This is a genomic window from Streptomyces sp. NPDC046759 (assembly GCF_040645475.1).
Classification (GTDB): Bacteria; Actinomycetota; Actinomycetes; order Streptomycetales; family Streptomycetaceae; genus Streptomyces.
Genome location: NZ_JBEYYJ010000005.1, coordinates 100,912 through 124,743, shown reverse-complemented (window position 1 = coordinate 124,743; position 23,832 = coordinate 100,912). Strand labels below are relative to the sequence as shown.

23 protein-coding genes are annotated in these 23,832 nt (G+C 71.5%); 13 read left to right on the top strand and 10 right to left on the bottom strand.

Translation table 11 applies throughout. From position 1 onward, the window contains the following. Window positions 1–70 precede the first annotated feature (70 nt). From ABZ919_RS08895 to ABZ919_RS08885, 3 genes are all read left to right on the top strand, one after another. Window positions 71–1,540, top strand: a complete 1,470-nt coding sequence (locus ABZ919_RS08895) for a hypothetical protein (RefSeq protein WP_361244338.1) — start codon at window positions 71–73, stop codon at window positions 1,538–1,540. Next, window positions 1,537–3,474, top strand: a complete 1,938-nt coding sequence (locus ABZ919_RS08890) for a glycogen debranching N-terminal domain-containing protein (RefSeq protein WP_361244335.1) — start codon at window positions 1,537–1,539, stop codon at window positions 3,472–3,474. Before ABZ919_RS08895 ends, ABZ919_RS08890 begins: the two co-directional genes overlap by 4 nt. Window positions 3,475–3,854: 380 nt before the next feature. Continuing rightward, entirely contained in the window at window positions 3,855–5,525 is a 1,671-nt protein-coding gene (locus ABZ919_RS08885; protein ID WP_361244332.1) for a CDP-alcohol phosphatidyltransferase, read from the top strand. Window positions 5,526–5,638: 113 nt separating this feature from the next. Here ABZ919_RS08885 and dusB read toward each other — a convergent pair whose 3' ends face one another. Beyond that, on the bottom strand, window positions 5,639–6,772 hold the full coding sequence (dusB, locus tag ABZ919_RS08880; protein ID WP_361244328.1) for a tRNA dihydrouridine synthase DusB: 1,134 nt from the start codon (window positions 6,770–6,772) through the stop codon (window positions 5,639–5,641). A 246-nt stretch (window positions 6,773–7,018) separates the two neighbouring features. Here dusB and ABZ919_RS08875 point away from each other — a divergent pair, with 246 nt between their 5' ends. Continuing rightward, window positions 7,019–8,470: an MFS transporter gene (locus tag ABZ919_RS08875; RefSeq protein WP_361244326.1), complete on the top strand. Its 1,452-nt coding sequence runs from the start codon at window positions 7,019–7,021 to the stop codon at window positions 8,468–8,470. A gap of 14 nt (window positions 8,471–8,484) precedes the next feature. Here the strand turns inward: ABZ919_RS08875 and ABZ919_RS08870 are convergent, their stop codons facing one another. Continuing rightward, the gene (locus ABZ919_RS08870; RefSeq protein WP_361244322.1) at window positions 8,485–9,369 is read right to left on the bottom strand and encodes a helix-turn-helix transcriptional regulator; all 885 of its coding nucleotides are present in this window, start codon (window positions 9,367–9,369) and stop codon (window positions 8,485–8,487) included. A 101-nt stretch (window positions 9,370–9,470) separates the two neighbouring features. Between ABZ919_RS08870 and ABZ919_RS08865 the strand changes: the two genes are divergently transcribed. Both ABZ919_RS08865 and ABZ919_RS08860 read left to right on the top strand, forming a co-directional pair. Further along, a complete protein-coding gene (locus ABZ919_RS08865; protein ID WP_361244320.1) occupies window positions 9,471–10,901 on the top strand; it encodes an MFS transporter in 1,431 nt (476 codons plus the stop codon). Window positions 10,902–11,014: 113 nt separating this feature from the next. Further along, window positions 11,015–11,239, top strand: a complete 225-nt coding sequence (locus tag ABZ919_RS08860) for a hypothetical protein (protein ID WP_361244317.1) — start codon at window positions 11,015–11,017, stop codon at window positions 11,237–11,239. A 174-nt stretch (window positions 11,240–11,413) separates the two neighbouring features. On the opposite strand, the gene ABZ919_RS08855 is transcribed toward ABZ919_RS08860, so the two are convergent. Beyond that, on the bottom strand, window positions 11,414–11,707 hold the full coding sequence (locus ABZ919_RS08855; RefSeq protein ID WP_361244314.1) for a hypothetical protein: 294 nt from the start codon (window positions 11,705–11,707) through the stop codon (window positions 11,414–11,416). On the opposite strand from ABZ919_RS08855, the gene ABZ919_RS08850 reads away from it, so the two are divergent. Next, window positions 11,706–11,984 carry a hypothetical protein gene (locus ABZ919_RS08850; protein WP_361244311.1) on the top strand — a complete coding sequence of 93 codons (279 nt, stop codon included), beginning with the start codon at window positions 11,706–11,708 and terminating at the stop codon, window positions 11,982–11,984. The genes ABZ919_RS08855 and ABZ919_RS08850 overlap by 2 nt on opposite strands. Here the strand turns inward: ABZ919_RS08850 and ABZ919_RS08845 are convergent. Together ABZ919_RS08845 and ABZ919_RS08840 are read right to left on the bottom strand one after the other, a co-directional pair. Beyond that, window positions 11,965–12,561: a TetR family transcriptional regulator gene (locus ABZ919_RS08845; RefSeq protein WP_361244308.1), complete on the bottom strand. Its 597-nt coding sequence runs from the start codon at window positions 12,559–12,561 to the stop codon at window positions 11,965–11,967. The genes ABZ919_RS08850 and ABZ919_RS08845 overlap by 20 nt on opposite strands. 26 nt (window positions 12,562–12,587) lie before the next feature. Further along, entirely contained in the window at window positions 12,588–13,598 is a 1,011-nt protein-coding gene (locus tag ABZ919_RS08840; RefSeq protein WP_361244305.1) for an aldo/keto reductase, read from the bottom strand. A 145-nt stretch (window positions 13,599–13,743) separates the two neighbouring features. On the opposite strand from ABZ919_RS08840, the gene ABZ919_RS08835 reads away from it, so the two are divergent. Beyond that, a complete protein-coding gene (locus ABZ919_RS08835; protein ID WP_361244303.1) occupies window positions 13,744–14,790 on the top strand; it encodes a chitinase in 1,047 nt (348 codons plus the stop codon). Window positions 14,791–14,802: 12 nt separating this feature from the next. On the opposite strand, the gene ABZ919_RS08830 is transcribed toward ABZ919_RS08835, so the two are convergent. Continuing rightward, window positions 14,803–15,372 carry a TetR family transcriptional regulator gene (locus ABZ919_RS08830; RefSeq protein ID WP_361244300.1) on the bottom strand — a complete coding sequence of 190 codons (570 nt, stop codon included), beginning with the start codon at window positions 15,370–15,372 and terminating at the stop codon, window positions 14,803–14,805. A 62-nt stretch (window positions 15,373–15,434) separates the two neighbouring features. Here ABZ919_RS08830 and ABZ919_RS08825 point away from each other — a divergent pair, with 62 nt between their 5' ends. Beyond that, window positions 15,435–15,884 (top strand): nuclear transport factor 2 family protein, encoded by a 450-nt coding sequence (locus tag ABZ919_RS08825; protein WP_361244297.1) that lies wholly within the window; start codon window positions 15,435–15,437, stop codon window positions 15,882–15,884. 99 nt (window positions 15,885–15,983) lie between these two features. Here the strand turns inward: ABZ919_RS08825 and ABZ919_RS08820 are convergent, their stop codons facing one another. Then, window positions 15,984–17,366, bottom strand: coding sequence for a glycine--tRNA ligase (locus ABZ919_RS08820; protein ID WP_361244294.1), 1,383 nt, complete (start codon window positions 17,364–17,366; stop codon window positions 15,984–15,986). Between the two features lie 197 nt (window positions 17,367–17,563). Here ABZ919_RS08820 and ABZ919_RS08815 point away from each other — a divergent pair, with 197 nt between their 5' ends. From ABZ919_RS08815 to ABZ919_RS08800, 4 genes are all read left to right on the top strand, one after another. After that, complete coding sequence (locus tag ABZ919_RS08815; protein ID WP_361244291.1) at window positions 17,564–18,523, top strand: metal ABC transporter substrate-binding protein; 960 nt, start codon at window positions 17,564–17,566, stop codon at window positions 18,521–18,523. Between the two features lie 17 nt (window positions 18,524–18,540). Continuing rightward, entirely contained in the window at window positions 18,541–19,305 is a 765-nt protein-coding gene (locus ABZ919_RS08810; RefSeq protein ID WP_361244288.1) for a metal ABC transporter ATP-binding protein, read from the top strand. Beyond that, window positions 19,305–20,207, top strand: coding sequence for a metal ABC transporter permease (locus tag ABZ919_RS08805; RefSeq protein ID WP_361244286.1), 903 nt, complete (start codon window positions 19,305–19,307; stop codon window positions 20,205–20,207). The genes ABZ919_RS08810 and ABZ919_RS08805 overlap by 1 nt, the downstream gene beginning before the upstream one ends. A 63-nt stretch (window positions 20,208–20,270) precedes the next feature. After that, complete coding sequence (locus tag ABZ919_RS08800) at window positions 20,271–20,681, top strand: transcriptional repressor (protein ID WP_361244284.1); 411 nt, start codon at window positions 20,271–20,273, stop codon at window positions 20,679–20,681. 85 nt (window positions 20,682–20,766) lie between these two features. Here ABZ919_RS08800 and ABZ919_RS08795 read toward each other — a convergent pair whose 3' ends face one another. From ABZ919_RS08795 to recO, 3 genes are read right to left on the bottom strand one after another with little or no spacing between them, the layout of a single operon-like run. Beyond that, window positions 20,767–22,092 (bottom strand): histidine-type phosphatase, encoded by a 1,326-nt coding sequence (locus ABZ919_RS08795; RefSeq protein ID WP_361244281.1) that lies wholly within the window; start codon window positions 22,090–22,092, stop codon window positions 20,767–20,769. 40 nt (window positions 22,093–22,132) lie between these two features. After that, window positions 22,133–22,981: an isoprenyl transferase gene (locus ABZ919_RS08790; protein WP_361244279.1), complete on the bottom strand. Its 849-nt coding sequence runs from the start codon at window positions 22,979–22,981 to the stop codon at window positions 22,133–22,135. A 25-nt stretch (window positions 22,982–23,006) separates the two neighbouring features. After that, entirely contained in the window at window positions 23,007–23,753 is a 747-nt protein-coding gene (recO, locus tag ABZ919_RS08785) for a DNA repair protein RecO (protein ID WP_361244276.1), read from the bottom strand. Window positions 23,754–23,832: the final 79 nt, after the last annotated feature.

Below are 23,832 nucleotides of genomic sequence, written 5' to 3'. Positions count from 1 at the left end.
GTAACTCTATGACGGTTACCGCCAAACCCGGTCGGCCCGACCGGGCGTCTTCGTCTTCGGGGAGCCCCGAGTGGAACGCAGCGCGCAGCTCACCGCCCGTCCCGCGCAGCACCGGACCGCATACGACCCCGCGGCTTCCGGCATGTCCCTGCGCAGCAAGGCGGCCCGCGTGCTCGACGCCAACTGGACGGGCGGCTCGACGGTCCCCTCCCGGCAGCTGTACCCCCACCAGTGGTCCTGGGACTCGGCGTTCATCGCGATCGGCCTGAGGCACGTCTCGCCGCTGCGGGCGCAGACCGAGCTGGAGACGCTGCTGGCCGCCCAGTGGGCCGACGGGCGCGTGCCGCACATCGTCTTCAACCCCTCCGTACCGCTCGACGCCTACTTCCCCAGCCCCGACTTCTGGCGCTCCTCCACCGCGGGTCGCGCGGCGGGCGCTCCGCGCACCGTACAGACGTCGGGCATCGTGCAGCCACCGGTGCACGCGCTGGCGGCGTGGCTGGTGCACCGTGCCGACCCCGGACTGTCCCGGGCGCGCGGCTTCCTGGCCCGGGTCCACCCGCGGCTGGCCGCCTGGCACCGCTATCTGCTGCACCGCCGGGACCTCGGCGGCGCCGGGCTGGTGTCGGTCGTGCACCCCTGGGAGCAGGGCATGGACAACAGCCCCTGCTGGGACGCCCCGCTCGCCCGGATCACCCCGGCCCCGGCCCGCTCCTTCCGCCGCGCCGACCTCGACCACGGCGCGCCCGAGGACCGGCCCACGGATCTGGACTACGGCCGGTACGTACGGCTGGCCGTCGACTACCGGGACGGCGGATACCGGGACGGCGGACAGCGGGACGGCACGGGCGGGGAGTTCGCCGTCGAGGATCCCGCCTTCAACGCCCTGCTCATCGCCTCCGAGTACGCGCTGGCCCGGATCGCCGAGGAGCTGGGCGCGGCCGGCACCGCCCGGCAGGCGCGTGCCGAACGCCTGACGGCGGCGCTGGTGGAGCGGCTGTGGGATCCGGCGGCCGGGTCGTTCCTGTGCCGGGACCTGCACGGCGGCGGGTGGATCCGGGAGCGGGGAGTCTCGGGTCTGGTGCCGCTCCTGCTTCCCGGGCTGCCGCGACCGGTCGTCACCGCGCTCGTCGGCACCCTGTGCGGGCCGCATTTCGGGCTCGGCGCAAGGACCCGGCTCGTGCCCAGTTACGACCTCCTCGGTGAGGCCTTCGACCCCCACCGGTACTGGCGGGGGCCGGCCTGGTTCAACACCGGCTGGCTGCTGGAGCGCGGCCTGCGGGTGCACGGCGAGCGGGAGCGGGCCGACGCGCTGCGCGCCGCCGTGCTGCACCTCGCCGAAGCCACCGGTTTCGCGGAGTACGTCGACCCGTACACCGGCGAGGGCTGCGGCGCGGCCGGCTTCGGCTGGACCGCCGCGCTCGCCCTCGACCTCCACCACGAGCTGCACCAAGACCTTCTCAAGGGCGCCCGCGAGGGCGTGTCCGAGGCGGCCACCGGCACGTTCGACAGAAGTGACGAAGGAGGCGACCGGGGATGACCGACCGGCATCATCTGCTCGTGCGCGGGGCGACGTTCGCCGCCGTGGGCGACCGGGGCGACATCAGCGGGGTCCGGGGCAGCGGCTCCCCGGACGGGTTGTTCGTACGGGACGCCCGGCACCTCAGCCGCTGGCAGCTCACCGTCGACGGCGCCGTGCCCGAGGTGCTCACCCCGGTCGCCGACGGCGACGCGGCCCGCTGTGTGCTGGTCCCGCGCGGCGGGAGGCAGGAGCCGCCGGCGCACACCCTCTTCCGCCGGCAGGCCGTCGGCGACAGCTCGTTCGTCGAATCGCTCCGGGTGACCAGCAACCGCCCGGTGCCCACCACCGTCCGCCTCGCCATCACCGCCGACGCCGACTTCACCGACCAGTTCGAACTCCGCTGCGACCACCGCACCTACGCCAAGCCGGGCGCCGTACGCTCCCGCGAGGTCCTCGACGACGGCATCGAGTTCACCTACCGGCGCGCCGAATGGCGGTCCCGTACGACGATCACGGCCGACCCCGCCCCCGACGCGGTGGAGGAGACCGGCACGGGCGCCCGCCGCCTGGTGTGGACCCTCGACCTGGCACCGCACGGCACGACCGAACTGCTGCTGCGCGTGATCGCCCGCCCGCACGGCGAGACGCGCGCGCTGCGCGTGCCCCGCGATCCGGCGGCCGTGTGCGAGCAACTCCGGGCGCAGGAGGGCGAGTTCGTGGAGGGCGTGGCCTTCCCGACCGGCTGGCCGGAACTGGCGGCGGCCTGCGCGCGCGGTCTCGCCGACCTGGCCGCGCTCCAGGTGCCGGCGTGTGGGCCCGACGGCGAGGAACTGCGCGTCCCGGCCGGCGGCGCGCCCTGGTTCCTCACCCTCCTGGGCCGGGACGCCCTGCTCACCTCCCTGTTCGCGCTGCCGTACCGCCCGGAGCTGGCCGCCGCCACGCTCCCCGCGCTCGCCGCCACCCAGGCGACCGGCACCGGCCCGTTCCCGGTCGCCCAGCCCGGCAAGATCGTGCACGAGGTACGGCACGGCGAGCTGGCGCACTTCGGGCAGGTGCCGTTCGGGCGGTACTACGGCTCGGTCGACGCGACCCCGCTGTTCCTGATCCTGCTCGGCGCGTACGTCGAGCGGACCGGGGACACCGGCCCGGCCCGGCGCCTGGAGCAGCACGCGCGCGCCGCCATCGGCTGGATGCTGGACCACGGCGGGCTGACCTCGCGCGGCTACCTCGTCTACCGCGCCGACGAGGGCGGCCTCGCCAACCAGAACTGGAAGGACTCCCCCGGCGCGATCTGCTGCGCCGACGGCACCCGGCCCACCGGCGCGGTGATGGCGGCGGGCGCGCAGGGCTACGCGTACGACGCGCTGCGCCGCACGGCGTCGCTGGCGCGCGCGGTGTGGGACGACGAGACGTACGCGGCGCTGCTGGAACAGGCCGCCGCCGATCTCCGGGACCGTTTCCAGCGGGACTTCTGGATGCCGGAGCAGCACTTCCCGGCGCTCGCACTGGACGGCCGGGGCCGCCGGATCGACGCGCTGGCCTCCGACGCCGGGCATCTGCTGTGGTCCGGCCTGCTGGACAAGGAGTACGGCGCGGTGGTGGGCCGACGGCTGCTGGAGCCGGACTTCTTCTCCGGCTGGGGGGTGCGGACGCTGGCCGCGGGGCAGGCGGCGTACCACCCGCTGTCGTACCACCGCGGTTCCGTGTGGCCGCACGACAACGCGCTGATCACGCTGGGGCTGGCCCGGTACGGGCTGCATGACGAGGCCCGTGCGGTGGCGCATGCGCTGGTGGACGCGGCGACGGCGGCCGGGCACCGGCTGCCGGAGGTGCTGGCGGGGTACGGGCGGGACACGCATCCGGAGCCGGTTCCCTGTCCGCACGCGTGTGTCCGGGAGTCCCGGTCGGCGGCGGTGCCGCTCGCGCTGCTGACAGCGGTTGGGGGTGCCTAGTGCTGTGACCGGAAAGGTTTGCCGGTGAACCTTTCCGGTCGCCGCACCAGCGCCGTCGTCGACCGCGCGTCGTCGTGGCTGGTCGCGCCCATGCGGCAAAGCCGCATACCGGCGCACCCCCGCGCCCCTTCAGGGCGCTGTATTTGCCCGGTGTTTGCTCGGTGCCCCTGAACAGGGTCCGGCCGATGACCGTACGGGACGGCAGATCGGGTCTCGCATGGAAGGACGCCGGGTTGTCCCAGGACATGAGCACGCGCGAATCAGCCGCAGCGCAAGCCGAAGCGGTCGAGCCGGAGGAGTCCCCGGAGCCCCGACCCGGCCCGCGGCCCTCCCGGCGGCCGTGGGCCGCCTGGCTGCGGCGTCCCTGGACCGCGTGGTCCATGTGGACGGGAAGGTGGCGCGAGGGGCATCCGGCCGGCGCCCGGGCGCTGTCCGTCACCGTCACCGTGCTCGCCGCCGCCCTCGTGGTCGCCGCGCTGGTGATGCCGAACTCCGTGGTGGGGCTGGGGCCTTCGAAGTTCCTGCGGATACCGGCGGAAGCCGTGATCGGGGCGGCCGTGATGATCGCGCTGCCGCGCCGGCCGCGGGTGGCGCTGGCCGCCGTGTCCGGGGCAGCGCTGGCCGCGATGACCGTGCTGAACGCGCTCGACATGGGCTTCAATCAGTACCTCGGACGCGGCTTCAACGTCGTTCTCGACTGGAGCCTGTTCGGCGACGCGGAGTCGTATCTGGAGGACTCTCTCGGCCGCACGGAGACCCTGGCCGCCGTGGCGGGTCTGATCGTCCTCGTGCTGCTGCTGTTCGTGCTGCTGGCGCTGTCCATGGTCCGGCTGAGCAATCTGCTCGCCCGCCACAGCGGCATCGCGACCCGGGGCACGCTGGTCGCCGGCGTCGCCTGGATCACCTGCTCCTCCCTCGGCCTGCAGATGTTCGGTGTGCCGCTCGCCTCCGACAACACGGCCACCGCGCTGAAGGCCCAGGCCCACCTGATCTCGGCCACGCTCAAGGACGAGGCGGAGTTCGAGAAGGTCGCCAGGGTCGACGCCTTCGGGAACACGCCGGGCAGCCAGCTGGTCCCGGATCTGCGCGGCAAGGACATGGTCTTCACGTTCATCGAGAGCTACGGCCGCAGCGCGATCGAGGACCCGATCATGGCACCCGGTGTCGACGCGACCCTCGACGCCCGCACCAAGGCCCTGGCCAAGGCCGGTTTCCACGCCAAGAGCGGCTGGCTGACCTCGGCGACCTACGGCGGCAGCAGCTGGCTCGGCCACTCGACCACCATGTCGGGTCTGTGGATCAGCAACCAGCAGCGCTACCGGACGGTGATGGCGAGTGACCACCTCAGCCTGACGGACGCGTTCAAGAAGACCGGCGCCTTCGACACGGTCGGGGTCATGCCAGGCGTGCAGAAGGCCTGGCCGGAGCAGAAGTGGTACGGCCTGGACAAGGTCTACAACGCCTTCGAACTCGGCTACAGGGGCCCGAAGTTCAGCTGGTCGACCATGCCGGACCAGTACGCGCTGCAGCAGTACCAGGACCGGGTGCACAGCAAGAGGCCCGCCGACGGCAAGGCGCGGATGTCGCTGCTGATCCTCACCTCCAGCCACCAGCCCTGGGCGCCGATCCCGAAGATGGTCGGCTGGGACCAGCTGGGCGACGGCTCGGTCTTCAAGGGCATCCAGGCGGCGGGCAACAAGCCGGCCGACGTCATCGCCGACACCACCAAGTCCCGCCAGGAGTACGGCAAGTCGATCCAGTACTCGGTGACCGCGCTGACCCAGTGGCTGGAGCGCTACGGCAGCGAGGACACCGTCCTGGTCTTCCTGGGCGACCACCAGCCGATCGCCCGGGTCAGCGGCAACCACGCCAGCCGTGACGTTCCGGTCTCGATCGTCGCCAAGGACCCGAAGGTCCTGGACAAGATCGCCGGGTGGGGCTGGACGGACGGGCTGCGGCCCGCGCACAACGCGCCGGTGTGGAAGATGAGCGCGTTCCGGGACCGCTTCCTCACGGCGTACGGCTCGACGCCGCATCCGAAGAAGGGGTGACCGGCCGCCGTTCAGGGTGTGCGCGTGCCTCCGGATCGCCGCGGGGGGATCCCGGCCACCACCGCTCCCGCCCCGCGTGCCGCGTCCGGCACGGCCCGCGCGGCGAGAGCGGCTCAGCCGCCCGAAGTGTCCAGTTCCGCGTCCTCGGTCACGCCGGCGCAGTCGTAGGGGTCCTTCAGCCAGCCGTCCGGCAGCACCACCCGGTTGTTGCCGGACGTGCGGCCGCGAGGGCCGTCCGCCCCGGCCGGCCACGGCTGGTCGAGGTCCAGCTCGTCGAGACCGGCCCGCAGCGCTTCCAGGGACGACGTGATCGCCAGGCGCTTGCGCATCTCGGAGCCGACCGCGAAGCCCTTCAGGTACCAGGCGACGTGCTTGCGGAAGTCCACCACGCCCTTGGACTCGTCGCCGGTCCACTCGCCGAGCAGGGTGGCGTGCCGGACCATGACGTCGGCCACCTCGCGGAGTGCCGGACGGGCCAGGTCCTCCAGGCGCCCCTCGAACGCCGCGACCAGGTCCGCGAACAGCCACGGCCGCCCCAGGCAACCGCGTCCCACGACCACCCCGTCGCACCCCGTCTCCCGCACCATCCGCAGCGCGTCCTCGGCGGACCAGATGTCACCGTTGCCGAGCACGGGAATCTCCGGGACGTGCTCCTTCAGCCGGGCGATGGCCTCCCAGTCGGCGGTGCCGCCGTAGTGCTGGGCGGCCGTGCGGCCGTGCAGGGCGATGGCCGTGACGCCCTCCTCGACGGCGATGCGGCCGGCGTCGAGGTAGGTGATGTGGTCGTCGTCGATGCCCTTGCGCATCTTCATGGTGACGGGGAGGTCACCGGCGCCGGAGACGGCTTCGCGCAGGATCGCCCGCAGCAGGTTCCGCTTGTAGGGCAGGGCCGATCCGCCGCCCTTCCTGGTCACCTTCGGGACCGGGCAGCCGAAGTTCAGGTCGATGTGGTCGGCGAGGTCCTCCTCGGCGATCATGCGCACGGCCTTGCCGACGGTCGCCGGGTCGACGCCGTACAGCTGGATCGAACGCGGCTTTTCGCTCGCGTCGAACCTGATCAGCTGCATGGTCTTCTCGTTGCGCTCGACCAGCGCCCGGGTCGTGATCATCTCGCTGACGAACAGTCCCTTGCCGCCGCTGAACCCCCGGCACAGGGTCCGGAAGGGGGCGTTGGTGATCCCCGCCATGGGTGCGAGCACGACGGGCGGCGCGACGGCGTGCGGGCCGATGGAGAGCGGGTGGGACATCAGACGGCTCCGGGACGGGCGTACGGCGGAGGAGGCGGCCACACGAGGGGACCGGACTCGGGACAAGCACCCATTGTCCCTCAACCCGCCGGTCGCTCGTGCGGCGGTTCCGCCGGCCGGGAGGGCCTGGCTTCCGGCCGCGCCGGGTACTGGAGTGAGCCGGGGCCGACGGGAGTCAGGTGATCACCAAGATCATGTAACGGTCATTAGTTAGACGCACTATTGAAATCCGCGTACGATGCAACCATGCCCGAGTTGAGCCATCGCCGCCGCCTGCTCGTGCTCGCGATCTGCTGCATGAGCCTGCTCATCGTGAGCCTGGACAACACCGTCCTCAATGTGGCGCTGCCGTCCATGCAGCGCGACCTGCACGCCTCCACCTCCGGCCTGCAATGGACGATCGACGCCTACACGCTGGTGCTCGCCTCGCTCCTGATGCTCGCCGGCTCGACGGCCGACCGGATCGGCCGCAAGCGCGTCTTCATGGCCGGCCTGGTGGTGTTCTCCATCGGCTCCCTGCTGTGCTCGCTCGCCCCGAACCTGACCCTGCTGGTGATCTTCCGCATGGTGCAGGCGATCGGCGGCTCGATGCTCAACCCGGTCGCCATGTCGATCATCACCAACACCTTCACCGACGCCCGGGAGCGGGCCCGCGCGATCGGCGTCTGGGGCGCGGTGGTCGGCATATCCATGGCGGCCGGCCCGCTGGTCGGCGGCCTGCTCGTGCAGTCGGTGAGCTGGCGCTCCATCTTCTGGATCAACCTCCCGGTCGGCCTCGCCGCGCTCCTGCTCACCCTCCGCTTCGTCCCCGAGTCCCGCGCGCCGAAGGCCCGCCGGCCCGATCCGGTCGGCCAGCTCCTGGTCATCGCCCTGTTCGGCTCGCTGACCTACGCGATCATCGAGGCCCCGGACGCGGGCCCGGGCGCGGTGGCCCCGTTCGCCGCGATCGCCCTCGTGGCCCTCCTCTGCCTGCTCTGGTACGAGCCCCGGCGCACCGAACCCCTCATCGACCTGCGCTTCTTCCACTCGGCCCCGTTCAGCGGCGCCACGGTGATCGCGGTCAGCGCCTTCGCGGCACTGGGCGGATTCCTCTTCCTGTCCACGCTCTACCTGCAGAACGTCCGTGGCCTGAACGCCCTGCACGCGGGTCTGTGGATGCTGCCGATGGCCGCGCCGACCTTTCTCTGCGCGCCCCTGTCCGGCCGGCTGGTGGGCAGCCGCGGCCCCCGCCTCCCGCTCGTGGTCGCCGGTACGGCGATGACGGCGAGCGGCGTCCTCTTCGCGGCCTTCGAGGCGGAGACGTCGAACGCCACCCTTCTCGTCGGCTACGTCCTCTTCGGCATCGGCTTCGGCTTCGTGAACGCGCCGATCACCAACACGGCCGTCTCCGGCATGCCGCGCGCCCAGGCCGGGGTCGCCGCGGCGGTCGCCTCCACGAGCCGGCAGCTGGGGCAGACGCTCGGCGTCGCGGTGGTCGGCGCGGTCCTGGTCTCCGGAATCGGCTCGTCGCCGTACACGGACGCGTTCGTCTCGGCGGCTCGTCCCGGCTGGTGGATCCTCACCGCCTGTGGCCTGGCCGTCCTTGTCCTCGGCCTCCTCACCAGCGGCCGCTGGGCCCGCGGGACCGCGGAACGGACGGCCGAGAAGCTGCGCACGGCGGAGATCCGCCAGCCGGTGGGGGCCTCGGGGCGGGCGTAGCGGACGGGACGGTGTCAGGCCCGGCCGAGGGCGAAGTCGTACAGCTTCTGCAGCCGCTCGCGGGACTGCTCGTCGAACGGGGTGTACGTCACCATGCGGGCGCCCGCCTCGGGGCCCAGCCACAGGTCCGTGTGCTCCAGCTTGAGGTGTCCGACGCGGGGGTGGAGGAACTCCTTGGTTTTGTTGCGGTTGCCGACGACCTCGTAGCGCTCCCAGTTCTCGCGGAACGTGGGGGACTCCGTCTCCAGTCGCTTCAGCAGCATCTTCCAGGCGGGCTCGCCGAGGTGGCCGGCCATGGACGCCCGCAGACGGGCGGCCATCAGGCGCTGGGTCTCCTCCAGGTGCACGACCGACTCCTGCCACTCCTGGTTCGTGTACACGAGGATCATGCAGTTGCGGTCCTCGGGCGGGATCGCGTCCAGGTCGCACAGGAGGCGGCCGTAGGTGCGGTTGTAGGCGAGGATGTCGTACCGGCTGTTCTGGATGCAGGCCGGGATCGGTTCCAGCTGGCGCAGCATCTCGCGCAGGGCCGGGGTGACGCTCGGGCAGCTCGCGGCGGGGGTCGGATCGGTCGCGCCGGCCAGCTGGAAGAGGTGGGCGCGTTCGCCGGCGTCCAGCATCAGGGTGCGGGCCAGGGCGTCCAGGACCTGGACGGAGACCTGGATGTTGCGGGCCTGTTCGAGCCACGTGTACCAGGTGACGCCGACCGCGGAGAGCTGCGCCACCTCCTCCCGGCGCAGTCCCGGCGTACGGCGGCGGACGCCGCGCGGCAGCCCCACCTGCTCGGGGCTGATGCGCTCGCGGCGGCTGCGCAGGAACGCGGCCAGCTCGTTCCGCCGGATCTCCGACCCCCGGGCCGGCTGCGCGGCGGTCCCCCGGTCCGTGGCCATGGTCGTCATGGTCCCAGCGTGCCCCGTCCGCCATCCTGTTGCCAGGTGGTTCTTGTACCAGGATCAGGACACTCTGGTACCCCTCTGAAGGGTGGCGCAGGCTCGGGGGCATGAGGGAAACCGTCACCACCGAACCGGTCGTCCGTACGACGGCCGCGCCGCCCGCGCTCGGCGGGCTCGGGCTGTTCACCGTCCTGCTGGCCGCGGCGCTGCCGCTGATCGACTTCTTCATCGTCAACGTCGCCCTGCCGGCCATCGGCGCCGATCTCGCCGCGAGCGAGGCCGTGCTGGAACTGGTCGTGGCCGGGTACGGGGTCGCGTACGCCGTGCTGCTGGTGCTCGGCGGGCGGCTCGGGGACCTGTTCGGGCGGCGCCGGCTGTTCCTCGGCGGCATGGCCGCGTTCGGGCTGACCTCGCTGGCCTGCGGGCTGGCGCCGGGCGCCTGGACCCTGGTCGCGGCGCGGGTCGCGCAGGGCGCCGCGGCCGCCGCGATGCTTCCGCAGGTGCTCGCCACCATCCAGGCCACGACCCGCGGCGCGCGCCGCGCGAAGGCCATGAGCCTGTACGGCGCCACCGCCGGGCTGTCCATGGTGGCCGGGCAGATCCTCGGTGGGGTTCTCGTCGCCGCCGATGTGGCGGGTACCGGATGGCGGGCGGTGTTCCTCGTCAACGTGCCCGTGGTCGCCCTGGGCCTGGTCCTCGCCGTGCGCGTCGTGCCGGAGACCCGGTCGCAGCACCCCGAGCCCGCCGACGGGCCGGGCACCGTCCTGCTCGCGGTGTCCCTGCTGACGCTGCTCGCCCCGCTCACCGAGGGCCGGGCCGCGGGCTGGCCGCTGTGGACGTGGCTGTCGCTGGCCGCGTTCCCGTTCGCCGCCGGGGCGTTCTGGGCCGTGGAGCGGCGGGCCGACCGGGCGGGGCGGACCCCGCTGGTGCCGCCGAGCCTGCTGGCGCTCGCCTCGCTGCGGCGCGGTCTGGCGCTGATCCTGCCGTTCTCCATCGGCTTCAGCGGGTTCATGTTCGTCATCGCGCTGGCGCTGCAGAAGGGCGCGGGACTCGGCCCGGTGCCGGCCGGGCTCGCGCTCGCCCCGATGGCCGTGGTGTTCCTGTTCACCTCCCTCGCCGGCCCCCGGCTGACTGCCCGGTACGGCACCCGGGTCGTCGCCGCCGGATCGGTGGTCCAGGGCGTCGGCGTGCTGCTGATCGTGCTGGCGGCGTGGCGGGACTGGCCGCACCTGGACTTCGGCGCGCTGCTGCCGGGTGCCGCCGTGGCAGGTGCCGGGCAGGCGCTCCAACTGCCCAATGTCTTCCGGATCGTGATGTCCGAGGTGCCGCCCGCCCGGGCCGGTGTGGGCAGCGGTGTGATGGTCACGACCCAGCAGTCCGCGCTCGCCCTGGGCGTGGCCACGCTCGGCACCCTGTTCCTCACCCTGGTGCCGCGCCTGGGCATGCGGGACGCACTGGTCACCACGCTGCTGGTGCAGTTGGCCGGAGTCGTGCTGACCGGCCTGCTCAGCCTGCGGCTGCCACGTGAGATCGGCTGAGCCGGGCCACGGCTCGGACAACTCCATGTGAAGCTCCCCCTGTTGATGTTCGTCTTGCTGCACACTCCTGTCCCGGCCGGGCTTTGAGGACTCGTCGAGGAGGCGTGGGGTTCATGCCGCAGGGCAACAGCACGAGCAAGGTCAGCCGCTGGGACGGGCACGGCCGGGAGCACGTGGTCCGGGTCCAGCGCACGGGGGTGCAGCGCACGATCAGATGCGATACGTGCGGCTGGCGCAGAGGCGCCCAGTTCCTGCCGTGGCTGAAGGCGGAGGAGCATCTGGCCGAGGTCCATCAGGCGACGGTGGATCCGTCGGCGGCCCGGCAGCCGTCCCGTTGAGCACACGGCTGCCGACGAAACCCGCATATCGCGCACTGACCTGCGGAGTTGCTTGATCGGATCTCCGGTTACGCAGCGTCTCGAGTGGCCGACGGAGCGAAGTGGGGCCAGCCTGGGAGACGTCCGATCGAGCGACAGGAGATGAACCATGACCTCCGTTGACCGCCACCACCGCTACGGCCACGCGCTGGGCGCCGGCGTCCTCTCCGTGGCGCTGCTCTCCGGCGGTACGGCCGGAGCCTTCGCCGCGACCAGCACCCCGACCCCTGCGTCGACCCCCGCGTCGAGCCCTGCGTCGACGAGCACCCCGACCAGCATGCCGACCGGCACACCGACGGCCAGACCCTCGATGACCCGCACCGGCATGCCCACCATGATGCCGACGCGGACACCGACCTCCAGGCCCTCGATGACCCGCACCGGCATGCCCACCATGATGCCGACGCGGACGCGGATGCCCGACGGCATGGGCTCGATCACCCTCGGGACCGGCACGAAGGCCGTCAAGGTCGGCGAGACCGTGGTGTTCACCGGCCGGGTCAGGGGCGTCAAGTCCGGCTCCATGCTGGTGCTCCAGCACCGGCACAACGGCGCCTGGACGTCGCTCAGGACGACGGCGGTCGTCCACAGGAACGGCACCTACACGATCAAGCGGACCTTCACCACCAAGGGCACCGAGCAGGTGCGGGTGGCGACCAGGTCCGGGACGCTGTACTCCTCGCCGGTCACCGTGCGGGTGAGCTGAGCCCTCGGATCAGCAGGTCCACGACGGCCCTGAACTCCTGGTCGACGCCGGGGGCGGTCCACTCCCGGGCGTAACAGGGGTCGTGGAAGCGGCCGGTGGCCTGGAAGACGGCCCTGGCCGCGGCAGCCGGGTCGGGCACCGCGAAGGTGCCCGACCCGGCTCCTGCCGTGATGATCCGGGCCAGCTGTGCGGTCAGGTCGGCGATGTGCTCGCCGACCGCCGTGCCGTTCTCGTCGGCCAGAACGGTGTAGGTGGCGAAGAGTTCGGGATCGTCGCCCGCCTTGTGCCGCTTGGCCTCGAACAGGGCGGCCAGCCAGGCTCGCAGCCGCTCCTCGGGCGCGCCGTCCTCCGCGACGATGACGGCCAGTTTCTCCGCCGTCCGGTCCAGCCAGCGCTTGGTGACCGCCTCGCGCAGGGCCGCCTTGGTACGGAAGTGCCGGTAGACGCTCCCGTGACTGACGCCGAGCGCACGGGCGACGTCCACCACGGTGGCCTTCGCCGGGCCGTGGCGGCGCAGCACCTCCTCGGTCGCTTCGAGGATGCGCTCGGCGGTCAGGGTCTCGGTGGGCGGTGCCATGCCTTAGACCGTACCCGGAGCCCTGGTCAGCGTTCGCTGTCGAGGTGTGCCATCTGCGCGGTCGGGTAGCGGTCGCCGGCCGCCGCGTCCGCCGGTACGGCCTCCTCGATCGCCGCGAGGTCGGCCGCGTCCAGGGTGACGTCCAGGGCACCCAGCGACTCGGCGAGCCGCTCCCGGGTGCGGGCGCCCACCAGCGGAACGATGTCGTCCCCGCGGGAGAGCACCCAGGCGATGGCGGTCTGCGCGACCGTGGCGCCCTTCTGCTCGGCGATCTTGCGCAGGGCCTCGACCAGGTTCAGGTTGTGCTGGAGGTTCTCGCCCTGGAAGCGGGGCGAGTGGGCGCGGAAGTCGGTCGCGGCCAGCTGCCGGTCGCGGGAGAAGTGACCGGAGATCAGTCCGCGGGAGAGCACGCCGTACGCGGTGACGCCGATGCCCAGCTCGCGGGTGGCCGGCAGGATGTCCTGCTCGATGCCCCGGCTGATCAGTGAGTACTCGATCTGCAGGTCGGCGACCGGGGCGGTGGCGGCGGCCCGGCGGATGGTCTCGGCGCCGACCTCGCTCAGGCCGATGTGCCGGACGTACCCCTTCTCGATGAGGTCGGCGATCGCGCCGACGGTCTCCTCGATCGGCACGTCGGGGTCGAGCCGGGCGATCCGGTAGACGTCGATGTGGTCGACGCCGAGGCGCTGCAGGGAGTAGGCGGCGAAGTTCTTCACGGCGGCGGGGCGGCCGTCGTAACCGCTCCAGTTGCCCTCCGGGTCGCGCAGGGCGCCGAACTTCACGCTGGTCAGGGCCTGTTCACGCAGGGCGGCCGGGGCGGTGCGCAGGGCCTCGCCGATCAGCATCTCGTTGTGCCCCATGGCGTAGAAGTCGCCGGTGTCCAGCAAGGTCACGCCCGCCTCCAGGGCGGCATGGACGGTCGCGATGGACTCCGCGCGGTCGGCGTCGCCGTAGAGCGCGGACATGCCCATGCAGCCGAGGCCGAGGGCGGAGACCTGGGGGCCGGTGGTTCCGAGGGTTCGGGTTCGCATCGTCATGCCCTCAGGATGGCATGACGAATGACAGATTTCAATATCTGTCATTCCATAGATGTCAGATAGGTCCAGACCTATTGACGACCGGTCTGGACCACTTCACTGTCATGCCTACGACACCTCACCGCACCCCCACCGGGAGGCCCGTATGCTCCGCCGCTCGCTGTCCCTGCTCGCCGCCGCCCTCGCGACCGCCGGCCTCACCCAGCTCCCGGCCGCCCCCACCGCCCATGCCGCCGACAGCTGCGCGGTGAAGTCCCGGCCCGCCGGCAAAGTGCTCCAGGGCTACTGGGAGAACTGGGACGGCTCCGCCAACGGCGTCCACCCGCCCTTCGGCTGGACCCCGATCACCGACTCCCGTATCCCCGCGCACGGCTACGACGTGATCGACGCCGCCTTCCCGGTCATCCGCTCCGACGGCACGGCGCTGTGGGAGGACGGCATGGACACGGGCGTGAAGGTGGCGACGCCCGCGGAGATGTGCGCGGCGAAGGCGTCCGGCCGGACGGTCCTGCTCTCCATCGGCGGCGCGGCGGCCGGCATCGACCTCGATTCCTCCGCCGTGGCCGACCGTTTCGTGGCGACCGTCGTCCCGATCCTGAAGAAGTACAACTTCGACGGCATCGACATCGACATCGAGACCGGCCTGGTCGGCAGCGGCAGCATCAGCCGGCTCTCCGTCTCCCAGGCCAACCTGGTCCGCATCATCGACGGTGTCCTGGCGCAGATGCCGCCGAACTTCGGCCTGACGATGGCGCCCGAGACCGCGTACGTCACCGGCGGCAGCATCACCTACGGCTCGATCTGGGGCGCCTACCTGCCCATCATCAAGAAGTACGCCGACAACGGCCGGCTGTGGTGGCTGAACATGCAGTACTACAACGGCAGCATGTACGGCTGCTCCGGCGACTCCTACCAGGCCGGCACCGTCGCGGGCTTCACCGCCCAGACCGACTGCCTGAACAAGGGCCTGGTCGTCCAGGGCACGACGATCAGGGTCCCCTACGACAAGCAGGTCCCCGGCCTGCCGGCCCAGCCCGGCGCGGGCGGCGGCTACATGCCGCCGTCCCTGGTCTCCCAGGCGTGGAAGCACTACAGCGGCTCGCTCAAGGGCCTGATGACCTGGTCGATCAACTGGGACGGCGCGAAGAACTGGACGTTCGGCGACAACGTCAAGGCGTTGCAGGGCCGTTGAGCCCGGCCGGGTTCAGCTCTGCGGTTCCTCCGCCAGGGCCCTGATCGCCGGCCGGAGCAGGGCGGCGACCCGGTCGGCCGGGGCGTCACGCAGCGGGGCCAGGCCGAGCAGGTGGTGGCCGACGGTGACGCCCAGCAGGGCGGTGACCATCAACGCGGCGCGCAGCTCGCGGTCCTCGTCCGCGGGCAGTGCGGCGCAGACACCCTCGATCTGCCGGCCCAGGAGGTCGCGGACGCGCTCGGCGGCCGCCGGGTCGGTGAGCATGGAGCGCAGCATCGCCACAGTGCCCTCGGGAAGGCTGCCGAGCTCGAGGCCGAGCGAGGCGAGCAGCTGATCGACGACCGCACCGGAGTCGACGGCCGTCGGCGGCGCGGGTGCCACCTGCACGGCCCGGGTGAACAGCTCCCGCTTGGAGCCGAAGTACTGCATGACCAGGGCCGGGTCGACGCCCGCCGCGGTGGCCACGGCCCGGATGGTGGTGCGGTCGAACCCCTTCTCGGCGAACAGCTCCCGGGCCCGGTCGAGGATGCGCGCCTCGGTGGCTCGGCGGCGGTCGGCACGGGACCCGGAGGAGGCGGACACCCGTTCACTCTACAGCCGTTGACCGAACCTCGCCGCGCGTCCGACGTTCCACTCAACAACTGTTGAGCGAATGGAAGGGACTCGCCGTGCCGGACCTTCGGTCACCCGCTGCGCGCACGCCGCGCGACGTGCTGGACCGCTACTACCAGGCCATGCTGGACAAGTCCGCGGACGACCTCGCCGATCTGTACGCGCTCGACGCGGTGCACGAGTTTCCGTTCACCTCCCCCGGCTTTCCCGTGCGCTTCGAGGGGCGCGAGGCGGTGCGCGCGGGACACCGGGCCGCCTGGGATGCGAGTCCGGCGCGGGCGGCGGAGATCAGGAGGGTCGCCGCCTACGAGACCACCGAGCCGGGAGTGATCGTCGCCGAGCAGGTGGTGGTGGGAGCGGTGCCGGGCGGTGACACCACCTTCGGCGTCCCTGGCCTGCTGAGACTCCACGTCCGGGACGGACCGCTCACGCGGGTCCGCGACTGCATGGACAGCGCGGGAGTGGCGGCGGCCAGACCGTGAGCGCGGGGCGCGGGCGCGGGGCCGCGCACGGCGTGAAAAGGCCCACCCACCGGCCGGGCGAGCCGGGCCGGTGGGTGGGCGAGAGGACCGAAGCGGAGGTCAGCAGCCCAGGAGGCGGCCGGCCAGGTACCCCTCGATCTGGTCGAGGGACACCCGCTCCTGCTTCATCGAGTCACGCTCACGCACGGTCACCGCGTTGTCCTCGAGCGTGTCGAAGTCGACGGTCACGCAGTACGGCGTACCGATCTCGTCCTGGCGGCGGTAGCGGCGGCCGATGGCACCCGCGTCGTCGAACTCGATATTCCAGTTCTGCCGCAGCGCCTGGGCGAGGCCCTTGGCCTTCGGGGACAACTCGGGGTTGCGGGACAGCGGCAGGACGGCCACCTTCACCGGGGCGAGGCGGTGGTCCAGGCGCAGCACCGTGCGCTTCTCCATCTTGCCCTTGGCGTTCGGCGCCTCGTCCTCGACGTAGGCGTCGAGGAGGAAGGCCAGCATGGTCCGGCCGACACCCGCCGCGGGCTCGATGACGTACGGCGTCCAGCGCTCGCCGGCCTCCTGGTCGAAGTAGGACAGGTCCTGGCCGGAGGCCTTGGAGTGGGCGCCGAGGTCGTAGTCGGTGCGGTTGGCGACACCCTCCAGCTCGCCCCACTCGCTGCCGCCGAACTGGAAGCGGTACTCGATGTCGGCGGTGCGCTTGGAGTAGTGGGAGAGCTTCTCCTTCGGGTGCTCGTACCAGCGCATGTTCTCGGTACGCAGGCCGAGGCCCGTGTACCAGTTCCAGCGCTGCTCCATCCAGTACTCCTGCCACTTCTCGTCCTCGCCCGGCTTGACGAAGAACTCCATCTCCATCTGCTCGAACTCGCGGGTGCGGAAGATGAAGTTGCCCGGCGTGATCTCGTTGCGGAACGACTTGCCCATCTGGGCGATGCCGAACGGCGGCTTGCGGCGCGAGGTGGTCTGCACCTGGGCGAAGTTGGTGAAGATGCCCTGGGCGGTCTCGGGGCGCAGGTAGGCGACCGAGCCGGAGTCCTGCGTCGGGCCGAGGTGCGTCGACAGCAGACCGGAGAACTGCTTGGGCTCGGTGAACTGGCCCTTGTTGCCGCAGTTCGGGCAGTTGATGTCGGCGAGGCCGTTCGCCGGGGCGTGGCCCTTCTTCTCCTCGTACGCCTCTTCCAGGTGGTCGGCGCGGAACCGCTTGTGGCACGCGGTGCACTCGGTCAGCGGGTCCGTGAAGGTGGCGACGTGGCCGGACGCGACCCAGACCTCGGAGGCCAGGATGACGGACGAGTCGATACCGACCACGTCCTCGCGCGACGTCACCATGTAGCGCCACCACTGGCGCTTGATGTTCTCCTTGAGCTCGACACCCAGCGGTCCGTAGTCCCAGGCGGCACGCTGTCCGCCGTAGATCTCACTGCAGGGGAAAACGAAGCCACGGCGCTTGCTCAGGCTGACGATGGTGTCGATCTTGTCGGCGGCCACGGTGCTCTCTTCATTACGACGACGGGCGTTGAAGCGAGATGCTTCGAGCGAATGATTCAGGTTACCGGCGCAGGCTCCCCCACGGCCAAATCGGCCCCCCGCTACGACGGCCCCCCACCGGTCCCTCACCGGCGCTTCATCGGCACCTCACGAGGCTTTGTTGACAACGGTTTCCATTTCTGTTGAAAATGACTGTCATGAACATAGGACGACGCCTCGTACCCGTCGCGGCGATCTCCGCCGCGACCGCCCTCGGCCTCGGCACCCTCACCGCCTGTTCCGGCGCCACGGCGGCCGTGGCCGGCACAGACAAGTTCGACGTCGTCGCCTCCTTCTATCCGATGGCTTTCCTCGCCGAGCGGATCGGCGGGGACCACGTCCACGTCACCAGTCTCACCTCCCCCGGCCAGGAGCCGCACGACCTGGAGATCAGCCCCCGGCAGATCGCGATGCTGCAGGACTCCGACGCGGTCCTGTACCTGAAGAACCTCCAGCCCTCGGTGGACGACGCGGTGGCCCAGTCCCCGGTGCGGACGAAGATCGACGCGGCTTCCCTGACCACTCTGGAGGCGCACGGCAACGAGGTCGGCGGCCACGCCGCCGCGCACGACGGCCACAAGGGGGAGGAGCCGGCGGGCAAGGACCCGCACCTCTGGGTCGACCCGGTGCGCTACGCCCAGGTCGCCGAGGGCGTCGGCAAGGCCTTCGAGAAGGCCGACCCGAAGCACGCCGCCGACTACAGGAAGAACACCGCGGCCCTGGTCGAGCGGCTGAACGAGCTGGACAAGCGGTTCAGGGACGGCCTGGCCCGCACCAGGACCAAGGTCTTCATCACCACCCACGCCGCCTTCGGCTACCTCGCCGAGCGCTACGGCCTGACCGAGGAGGCCGTCAACGGCCTCGACCCCGAGTCCGAGCCGAGCGCCGCCCGGGTCAGGGACCTGGAGAAGATGGCCGCGGCCGACGGTGTCTCCACCGTCTTCTACGAGACGCTCGTCAGCGACAAGACCGCGAAGACCATCGCGAGCGACGCCGGGCTGAAGACGGACGTCCTCGACCCGGTCGAGGGCATCACCGCCAAGTCCCGCGGCAAGGACTACTTCTCCGTCCAGGAGGCCAACCTCGAGGCGCTCCGCCAGGCGCTGGGTGCCAAATGACCGGTACGGGAGACCAGATGACCAGCGAACCCGTCATAGCGCTGCGCGCGGTGAGCGCCGAACTCGGCGCGCGTCCCGTGCTGCGCGGCATCGACCTCACCGTCGGGCGCGGCGAGGTCGTCGCGCTGCTCGGCGCCAACGGCTCCGGCAAGTCCACGGCGATCCGTACGATCATCGGCCAGGTGCCGCTCAGCGGCGGCACGATCGGGCTGTTCGGCACCCCGCGCCCCGCCTTCCGCGACTGGGCGCGGGTGGGGTACGTACCCCAGCGGACGACGGCTGCGGGCGGAGTCCCCGCGACGGTGACCGAGATCGTCGCGTCCGGGCGGCTCTCCCGCACCCGCTTCGGCGTCTTCCGCAAGGCCGACCGGGCTGCCGTGCACCGCGCCCTGGAGCTCGTCGGCATGGCCGACCGGGCCAAGGACTCCGTGAACGCCCTCTCCGGCGGCCAGCACCAGCGCGTCCTGATCGCCCGCGCGCTCGTCGCCGAACCCGAACTGCTCATCATGGACGAGCCGATGGCGGGCGTCGACCTGGCCAGCCAGGAGGTGCTCGCCCGCACACTGAGCCGGCAGGTCGAGGCCGGTGCGACGGTCCTGCTCGTCCTGCACGAGCTGGGTCCCCTGGAGCCCCTGATCGACCGGGCGGTCGTCCTGCGCGAGGGCCGCGTGCTCCACGATGGCCCGCCCCCGCAGGCGCGGTACCCCCAGCCCGGCCACGACCACGTACACCCGCACGCACCGGCGGGATCCGAACCCCTGCGGACGGGACTGCTGAGCTGATGGACTTCCTGAACTACGCCTTCATGCAGCGGGCGCTGCTCGCCGCCGTCCTGGTCGGCGTCACCGCGCCCGCGATCGGCATCTATCTCGTCCAGCGCCGGCAGCCCCTGATGGGCGACGGCATCGGCCATGTGGCGATGACCGGCGTGGGCCTGGGCTTCCTGCTGCACGCCTCACCGGTGTGGATGGCCACGGCCGTCTCCGCGCTGGGCTCGGTCCTCATGGAGCTGATCCGCTGGTACGGCAGGACGCGCGGCGACATCGCCCTCGCGATGCTCTTCTACGGCGGTATGGCGGGGGGCGTGATGTTCGTCAACATCGCGCCGGGCGGCTCCAACGCGAACCTGATGTCGTACCTGTTCGGTTCGCTGTCGACGGTGGCCCCCTCGGACGTGACCGCGATCATGGTGCTCGCCGCGTTCGTCGTGGCGGTGACCCTCGGCCTGCGCCGCCAGCTGTTCGCCGTCAGTCAGGACGAGGAGTTCGCCCGGGTCACCGGGCTGCCCGTGCGGGCGCTGAACCTGCTCGTCGCGGTCACCGCTGCCGTCACGGTCACCGTGGCCATGCGGGTGGTCGGCCTGATCCTGGTGTCCGCGCTCATGGTCGTACCGGTGGCGGCCGCGCAGCAGCTCACCCGCAGCTTCGCCATGACCTTCGCGATCGCCGTCGCCATCGGCGTGACCGTGACGGTCACCGGCACCGTCACGTCCTTCTACCAGGACGTTCCGCCCGGCGCGACGATCGTCCTGCTGACCATCGCCGCGTTCGTCGCGCTGACGGCCCTGGCCACACCGCTGGCCCGCCGGCGCGCCCGCGCGGCGGCCGCCGGCCGGCCCGCCGGGGAACCGGCGCAGTGCGCGATTCCGGCCACGAGAGGGGCCCGCGACGAGGCCGGCGTCTGACCTCTGACAGCCCGGGCTGGCACAATGGCCGCCCGGGCAGAAGCGTGACGTGAGGAGACAACGGTGACGACCGCTGGACCGCCGGTGAAGGGCCGCGCGACCCGCCAGCGTGCAGCCGTGGCGGCGGCCCTGGACGAGGTCGAGGAGTTCCGCAGCGCGCAGGAACTGCACGACATGCTCAAGCACAAGGGCGACTCGGTCGGCCTGACCACGGTCTATCGCACCCTCCAGTCCCTCGCCGAGGCCGGTGAGGTCGACGTCCTGCGCACGTCCGACGGCGAATCCGTCTACCGCCGCTGCTCCACCGGCGAACACCACCACCACCTGGTCTGCCGCACCTGCGGCAAGGCGGTGGAGGTGGAGGGACCGGCAGTGGAGAAGTGGGCCGAGGCGATCGCGGCGGAGCACGGTTACGTCAACGTGGCGCACACCGTGGAGATCTTCGGCACGTGCGCGGACTGCGCCGAGGGCTAGTGCTGCCGTGCCGGGCGTCGCGAGCCGGTGAACCTTTCCGGTCGCAGCACCAGCCTCCCCAGGGGGTGCGGACCGTCGCCGGACCTCAGCCTCTGTTGAAGCAGCGCTCCAGTTCGTCGAAGTCGTAGAAGGTGCTGCCCTTGGCGATCGGGTGGCAGCCCGCCCTGAACGGCGTCTCCTTCTCGTTGTAGAGCATGCGGACGAGGTAGCGGCCGTCCCTCTCGTACACGTCCCACTGGATGTTCGCGCCGAGCGGCGCCACCGACGCGCCCCGCCAGGAGTCGTCGCCGTACGTGTACGGCACCCCCGGGGTCGCCGGCTCGGTGCTGCCCGGCAGGCCCATCAGCGCGGCCAGCGGGATGATCTCCTCGGCGTGGGTGAAGCGCAGCTCCGCGCCGAGGTCGCTGGTGCCGGCGCGCTTGGCCTCGACCTGCTTGAAGAAGTCGTCGAGAAGGACGTCCGCCATCTTGTACGTGATGTCGCTGTCGGAGAAGCCGGGGCCCTTCTCGTAGAAGTCCTCCGCGTCGCCGAGGTAGCCGAACCAGGCGGCGTCGGTGCGGGAGATGTAGCGGTCCATGCCCCAGCCCCTGCCGTCCGGGCTCTCCTGGATCATCGCGGGCGCGATGGCGTACAGGTCGTAGACGGCCTGCGCGGCGCCGACCTGGTCGGTGATCGTGTCGACGAACGGTTCCCTGAAGATCCGCCGCAGGACGCCGTGCGCGGCCTCGTGCGTGCGGGGCTGGTCCTCGATCGAGTTCAGGGTGTCCTTCAGGCGCTGGTCGTTCGCGATGTAGTCGCGGTACGCCGCGCCGCCCGCCGCCTTGTGGAAGTAGAGCAGGTCCTTGTCGGTGCGGGTCGGCCCGATCAGCGGCTTCAGCGCCGGGTCGGCGGCGGCGAGGGCACCGGTGAACTCGCCCGCGCTGTCGACGGCCCGCCCCTGTCCGGAGCTGACCACGTCGATCCTCTCGCCCCGGTCGGCGATCTGCGCGAACAGCGTGGGCAGCCGCCGCTCCAGCCGCGTGGCCGTGTCCCGCATCTCCTGTCGGCCACGCCCGCTGAGGTTCCCGTATCCGGTCTTCTCCATGGCGGCCGTCAGCGCCCGCACGGTGGGCCCGAACTCCTCACCCTCTGCGGTGAGTCGGCCTGCCGCCTGCGCCTTGTCCCACAGCGCCAGGACCAGGTCGCCGTCCTCGCCGTCGGTCGCCGCGCGGGAGCCGTGCCGGGAGACGTTCTCGGTGAGGACGGGTGCGAAGCCGGCCGGCGGCCGCTCATAGGTCTGCGCGTTCTGCCGGGGCTGGTACGGGGCCTTGGTCCCGTAGCTCTCGCGGTGCGCGGGGCCGTCGGCGGCTTGCGCGGGCAGCGCGGTGAGCAGCAGGGCGCCGAGGGCGAGGACAGGCGTGAGACGTCTCATGGGTCCCGCATCCTCGGCGGCCCCGATGAACCGCCGGTGGCTACGAGGTGGACTCGCCCTTCATGGCCGCCTCCATGGCGAGGAGCTCCTCGTTCGGGACGGCACCGCCGAACCGCCGGTCGCGGGAGGCGAATTCGACGCAGGCCCGCCACAGGTCACGCCGGTCGAAGTCGGGCCACAGGACGTCCTGGAAGACCATCTCGGCGTACGCGCTCTGCCAGAGCAGGTAGTTGGAGGTGCGCTGCTCGCCGCTGGGCCGCAGGAAGAGGTCCACGTCCGGCATGTCCGGGTAGTACAGGTACTTCTGGATGGTCTTCTCGCTGACCTTCGACGGGTCGAGGCGGCCCGCCGCCACGTCCTCGGCCATGGCCTTCGCCGCGTCGGCGAGCTCGGCCCGGCCGCCGTAGTTCATGCAGAAGTACAGGGTGAGCAGGTCGTTGCCCTTGGTCTGCTCCTGGGCCACCTGCAGCTCCTTGGCGACCGACTTCCACAGCCTGGGCATACGGCCCACCCAGCGCACCCGGATCCCGAGTTCGTCGAGCTGGTCGCGGGTCTTGCGGATGAAGTCGCGGTTGAAGTTCATCAGGAAGCGGACCTCGTCGGGCGACCGCTTCCAGTTCTCGGTGGAGAAGGCGTAGAGGGAGATGTTGCGGACGCCGATCTCGATCGAGCCCTGCAGCACGTCGAGCACGCGTTCCGCGCCGACCTTGTGCCCCTCGGTGCGCGGCAGCCCGCGCTCCTTGGCCCACCGCCCGTTGCCGTCCATGACGATCGCCACATGGCTGGGGACGAGTTCACCGGGCAGCTTCGGCGCACGGGCGCCCGACGGGTGCGGCTCCGGCGCCTTGTACTCGCGCCGCTGACGCCCCAGGATCCCGCGTACGACCATGTGCTTCTCGTCTCCTCGACCGTGACTACTTCTCTACGTACCGAAGGGAGCGCAGCCCGCGCTCCAGATGCCAGTGCAGGTAGGCCGAGACCAGCCCGCTGCCCTCGCGGACGTACCGCGCCTCGCACGCGTCCGCCGTCTCCCAGTCTCCCGTAAGCAGCGCGCCGAGGAGTACCAGGGTCTGCGGCGAGGGTACGACGCTCCCCGGCACCCGGCAGTCGGCGCACACCGATCCGCCGGAGCCCACGGAGAAGAACCGGTTCGGGCCGGACATGCCGCACTTCGCGCAGTCGCTGAAACTGGGCGCGTACCCGTTGACGGCGAGGGAGCGGAGCAGGAACGCGTCGAGGACGAGATGCGGCGCGTGCTCGCCCCGGGCGAGCGTCCGCAGCGCGCCCACCAGCAGCAGGTACTGCTGGACGGCCGGCTCGCCCTCGTGGTCGGTGAACCGCTCGGCCGTCTCCAGCATCGCCGTCCCGGCGGTGTAACGGGCGTAGTCCGTGACGATTCCGCCGCCGTACGGCGCGATGGTCTCGCTCTGCGTGCACAGCGGGAGCCCACGCCCGACCAGTTCGCTGCCGCGCGCGAAGAACTGCACGTCGACATGGGAGAAGGGTTCCAGCCGGGCCCCGAACTTCGACTTCGTGCGCCGCACGCCCCGGGCCACCGCCCGCACCCGCCCGTGACCGCGGGTGAGCAGCGTGATGATCCGGTCCGCCTCACCCAGCTTCTGGGTGCGCAGCACGATGCCGTCGTCGCGGAACAGACTCATGGGCACCATTCTCGCCCAAGCGCTCCCCTGCTCGTGCGTTAAACAATATGTTGAAGGCGGGTAGCGGTCGCGATGCGGG

Excerpts from the sequence above, each read along its gene's own strand:
- ABZ919_RS08890 (WP_361244335.1), top strand. The coding sequence starts at position 1,537 with ATGACCGACCGGCATCATCTGCTCGTGCGCGGGGCGACGTTCGCCGCC.
- ABZ919_RS08885 (WP_361244332.1), top strand. The coding sequence starts at position 3,855 with ATGTGGACGGGAAGGTGGCGCGAGGGGCATCCGGCCGGCGCCCGGGCG.
- dusB (WP_361244328.1), bottom strand. The coding sequence starts at position 6,772 with ATGTCCCACCCGCTCTCCATCGGCCCGCACGCCGTCGCGCCGCCCGTC.
- ABZ919_RS08875 (WP_361244326.1), top strand. The coding sequence starts at position 7,019 with ATGCCCGAGTTGAGCCATCGCCGCCGCCTGCTCGTGCTCGCGATCTGC.
- ABZ919_RS08870 (WP_361244322.1), bottom strand. The coding sequence starts at position 9,369 with ATGACGACCATGGCCACGGACCGGGGGACCGCCGCGCAGCCGGCCCGG.
- ABZ919_RS08865 (WP_361244320.1), top strand. The coding sequence starts at position 9,471 with ATGAGGGAAACCGTCACCACCGAACCGGTCGTCCGTACGACGGCCGCG.
- ABZ919_RS08860 (WP_361244317.1), top strand. The coding sequence starts at position 11,015 with ATGCCGCAGGGCAACAGCACGAGCAAGGTCAGCCGCTGGGACGGGCAC.
- ABZ919_RS08850 (WP_361244311.1), top strand. The coding sequence starts at position 11,706 with ATGGGCTCGATCACCCTCGGGACCGGCACGAAGGCCGTCAAGGTCGGC.
- ABZ919_RS08855 (WP_361244314.1), bottom strand. The coding sequence starts at position 11,707 with ATGCCGTCGGGCATCCGCGTCCGCGTCGGCATCATGGTGGGCATGCCG.
- ABZ919_RS08845 (WP_361244308.1), bottom strand. The coding sequence starts at position 12,561 with ATGGCACCGCCCACCGAGACCCTGACCGCCGAGCGCATCCTCGAAGCG.
- ABZ919_RS08840 (WP_361244305.1), bottom strand. The coding sequence starts at position 13,598 with ATGACGATGCGAACCCGAACCCTCGGAACCACCGGCCCCCAGGTCTCC.
- ABZ919_RS08835 (WP_361244303.1), top strand. The coding sequence starts at position 13,744 with ATGCTCCGCCGCTCGCTGTCCCTGCTCGCCGCCGCCCTCGCGACCGCC.
- ABZ919_RS08815 (WP_361244291.1), top strand. The coding sequence starts at position 17,564 with ATGAACATAGGACGACGCCTCGTACCCGTCGCGGCGATCTCCGCCGCG.
- ABZ919_RS08810 (WP_361244288.1), top strand. The coding sequence starts at position 18,541 with ATGACCAGCGAACCCGTCATAGCGCTGCGCGCGGTGAGCGCCGAACTC.
- ABZ919_RS08805 (WP_361244286.1), top strand. The coding sequence starts at position 19,305 with ATGGACTTCCTGAACTACGCCTTCATGCAGCGGGCGCTGCTCGCCGCC.
- ABZ919_RS08795 (WP_361244281.1), bottom strand. The coding sequence starts at position 22,092 with ATGAGACGTCTCACGCCTGTCCTCGCCCTCGGCGCCCTGCTGCTCACC.
- ABZ919_RS08790 (WP_361244279.1), bottom strand. The coding sequence starts at position 22,981 with ATGGTCGTACGCGGGATCCTGGGGCGTCAGCGGCGCGAGTACAAGGCG.
- recO (WP_361244276.1), bottom strand. The coding sequence starts at position 23,753 with ATGAGTCTGTTCCGCGACGACGGCATCGTGCTGCGCACCCAGAAGCTG.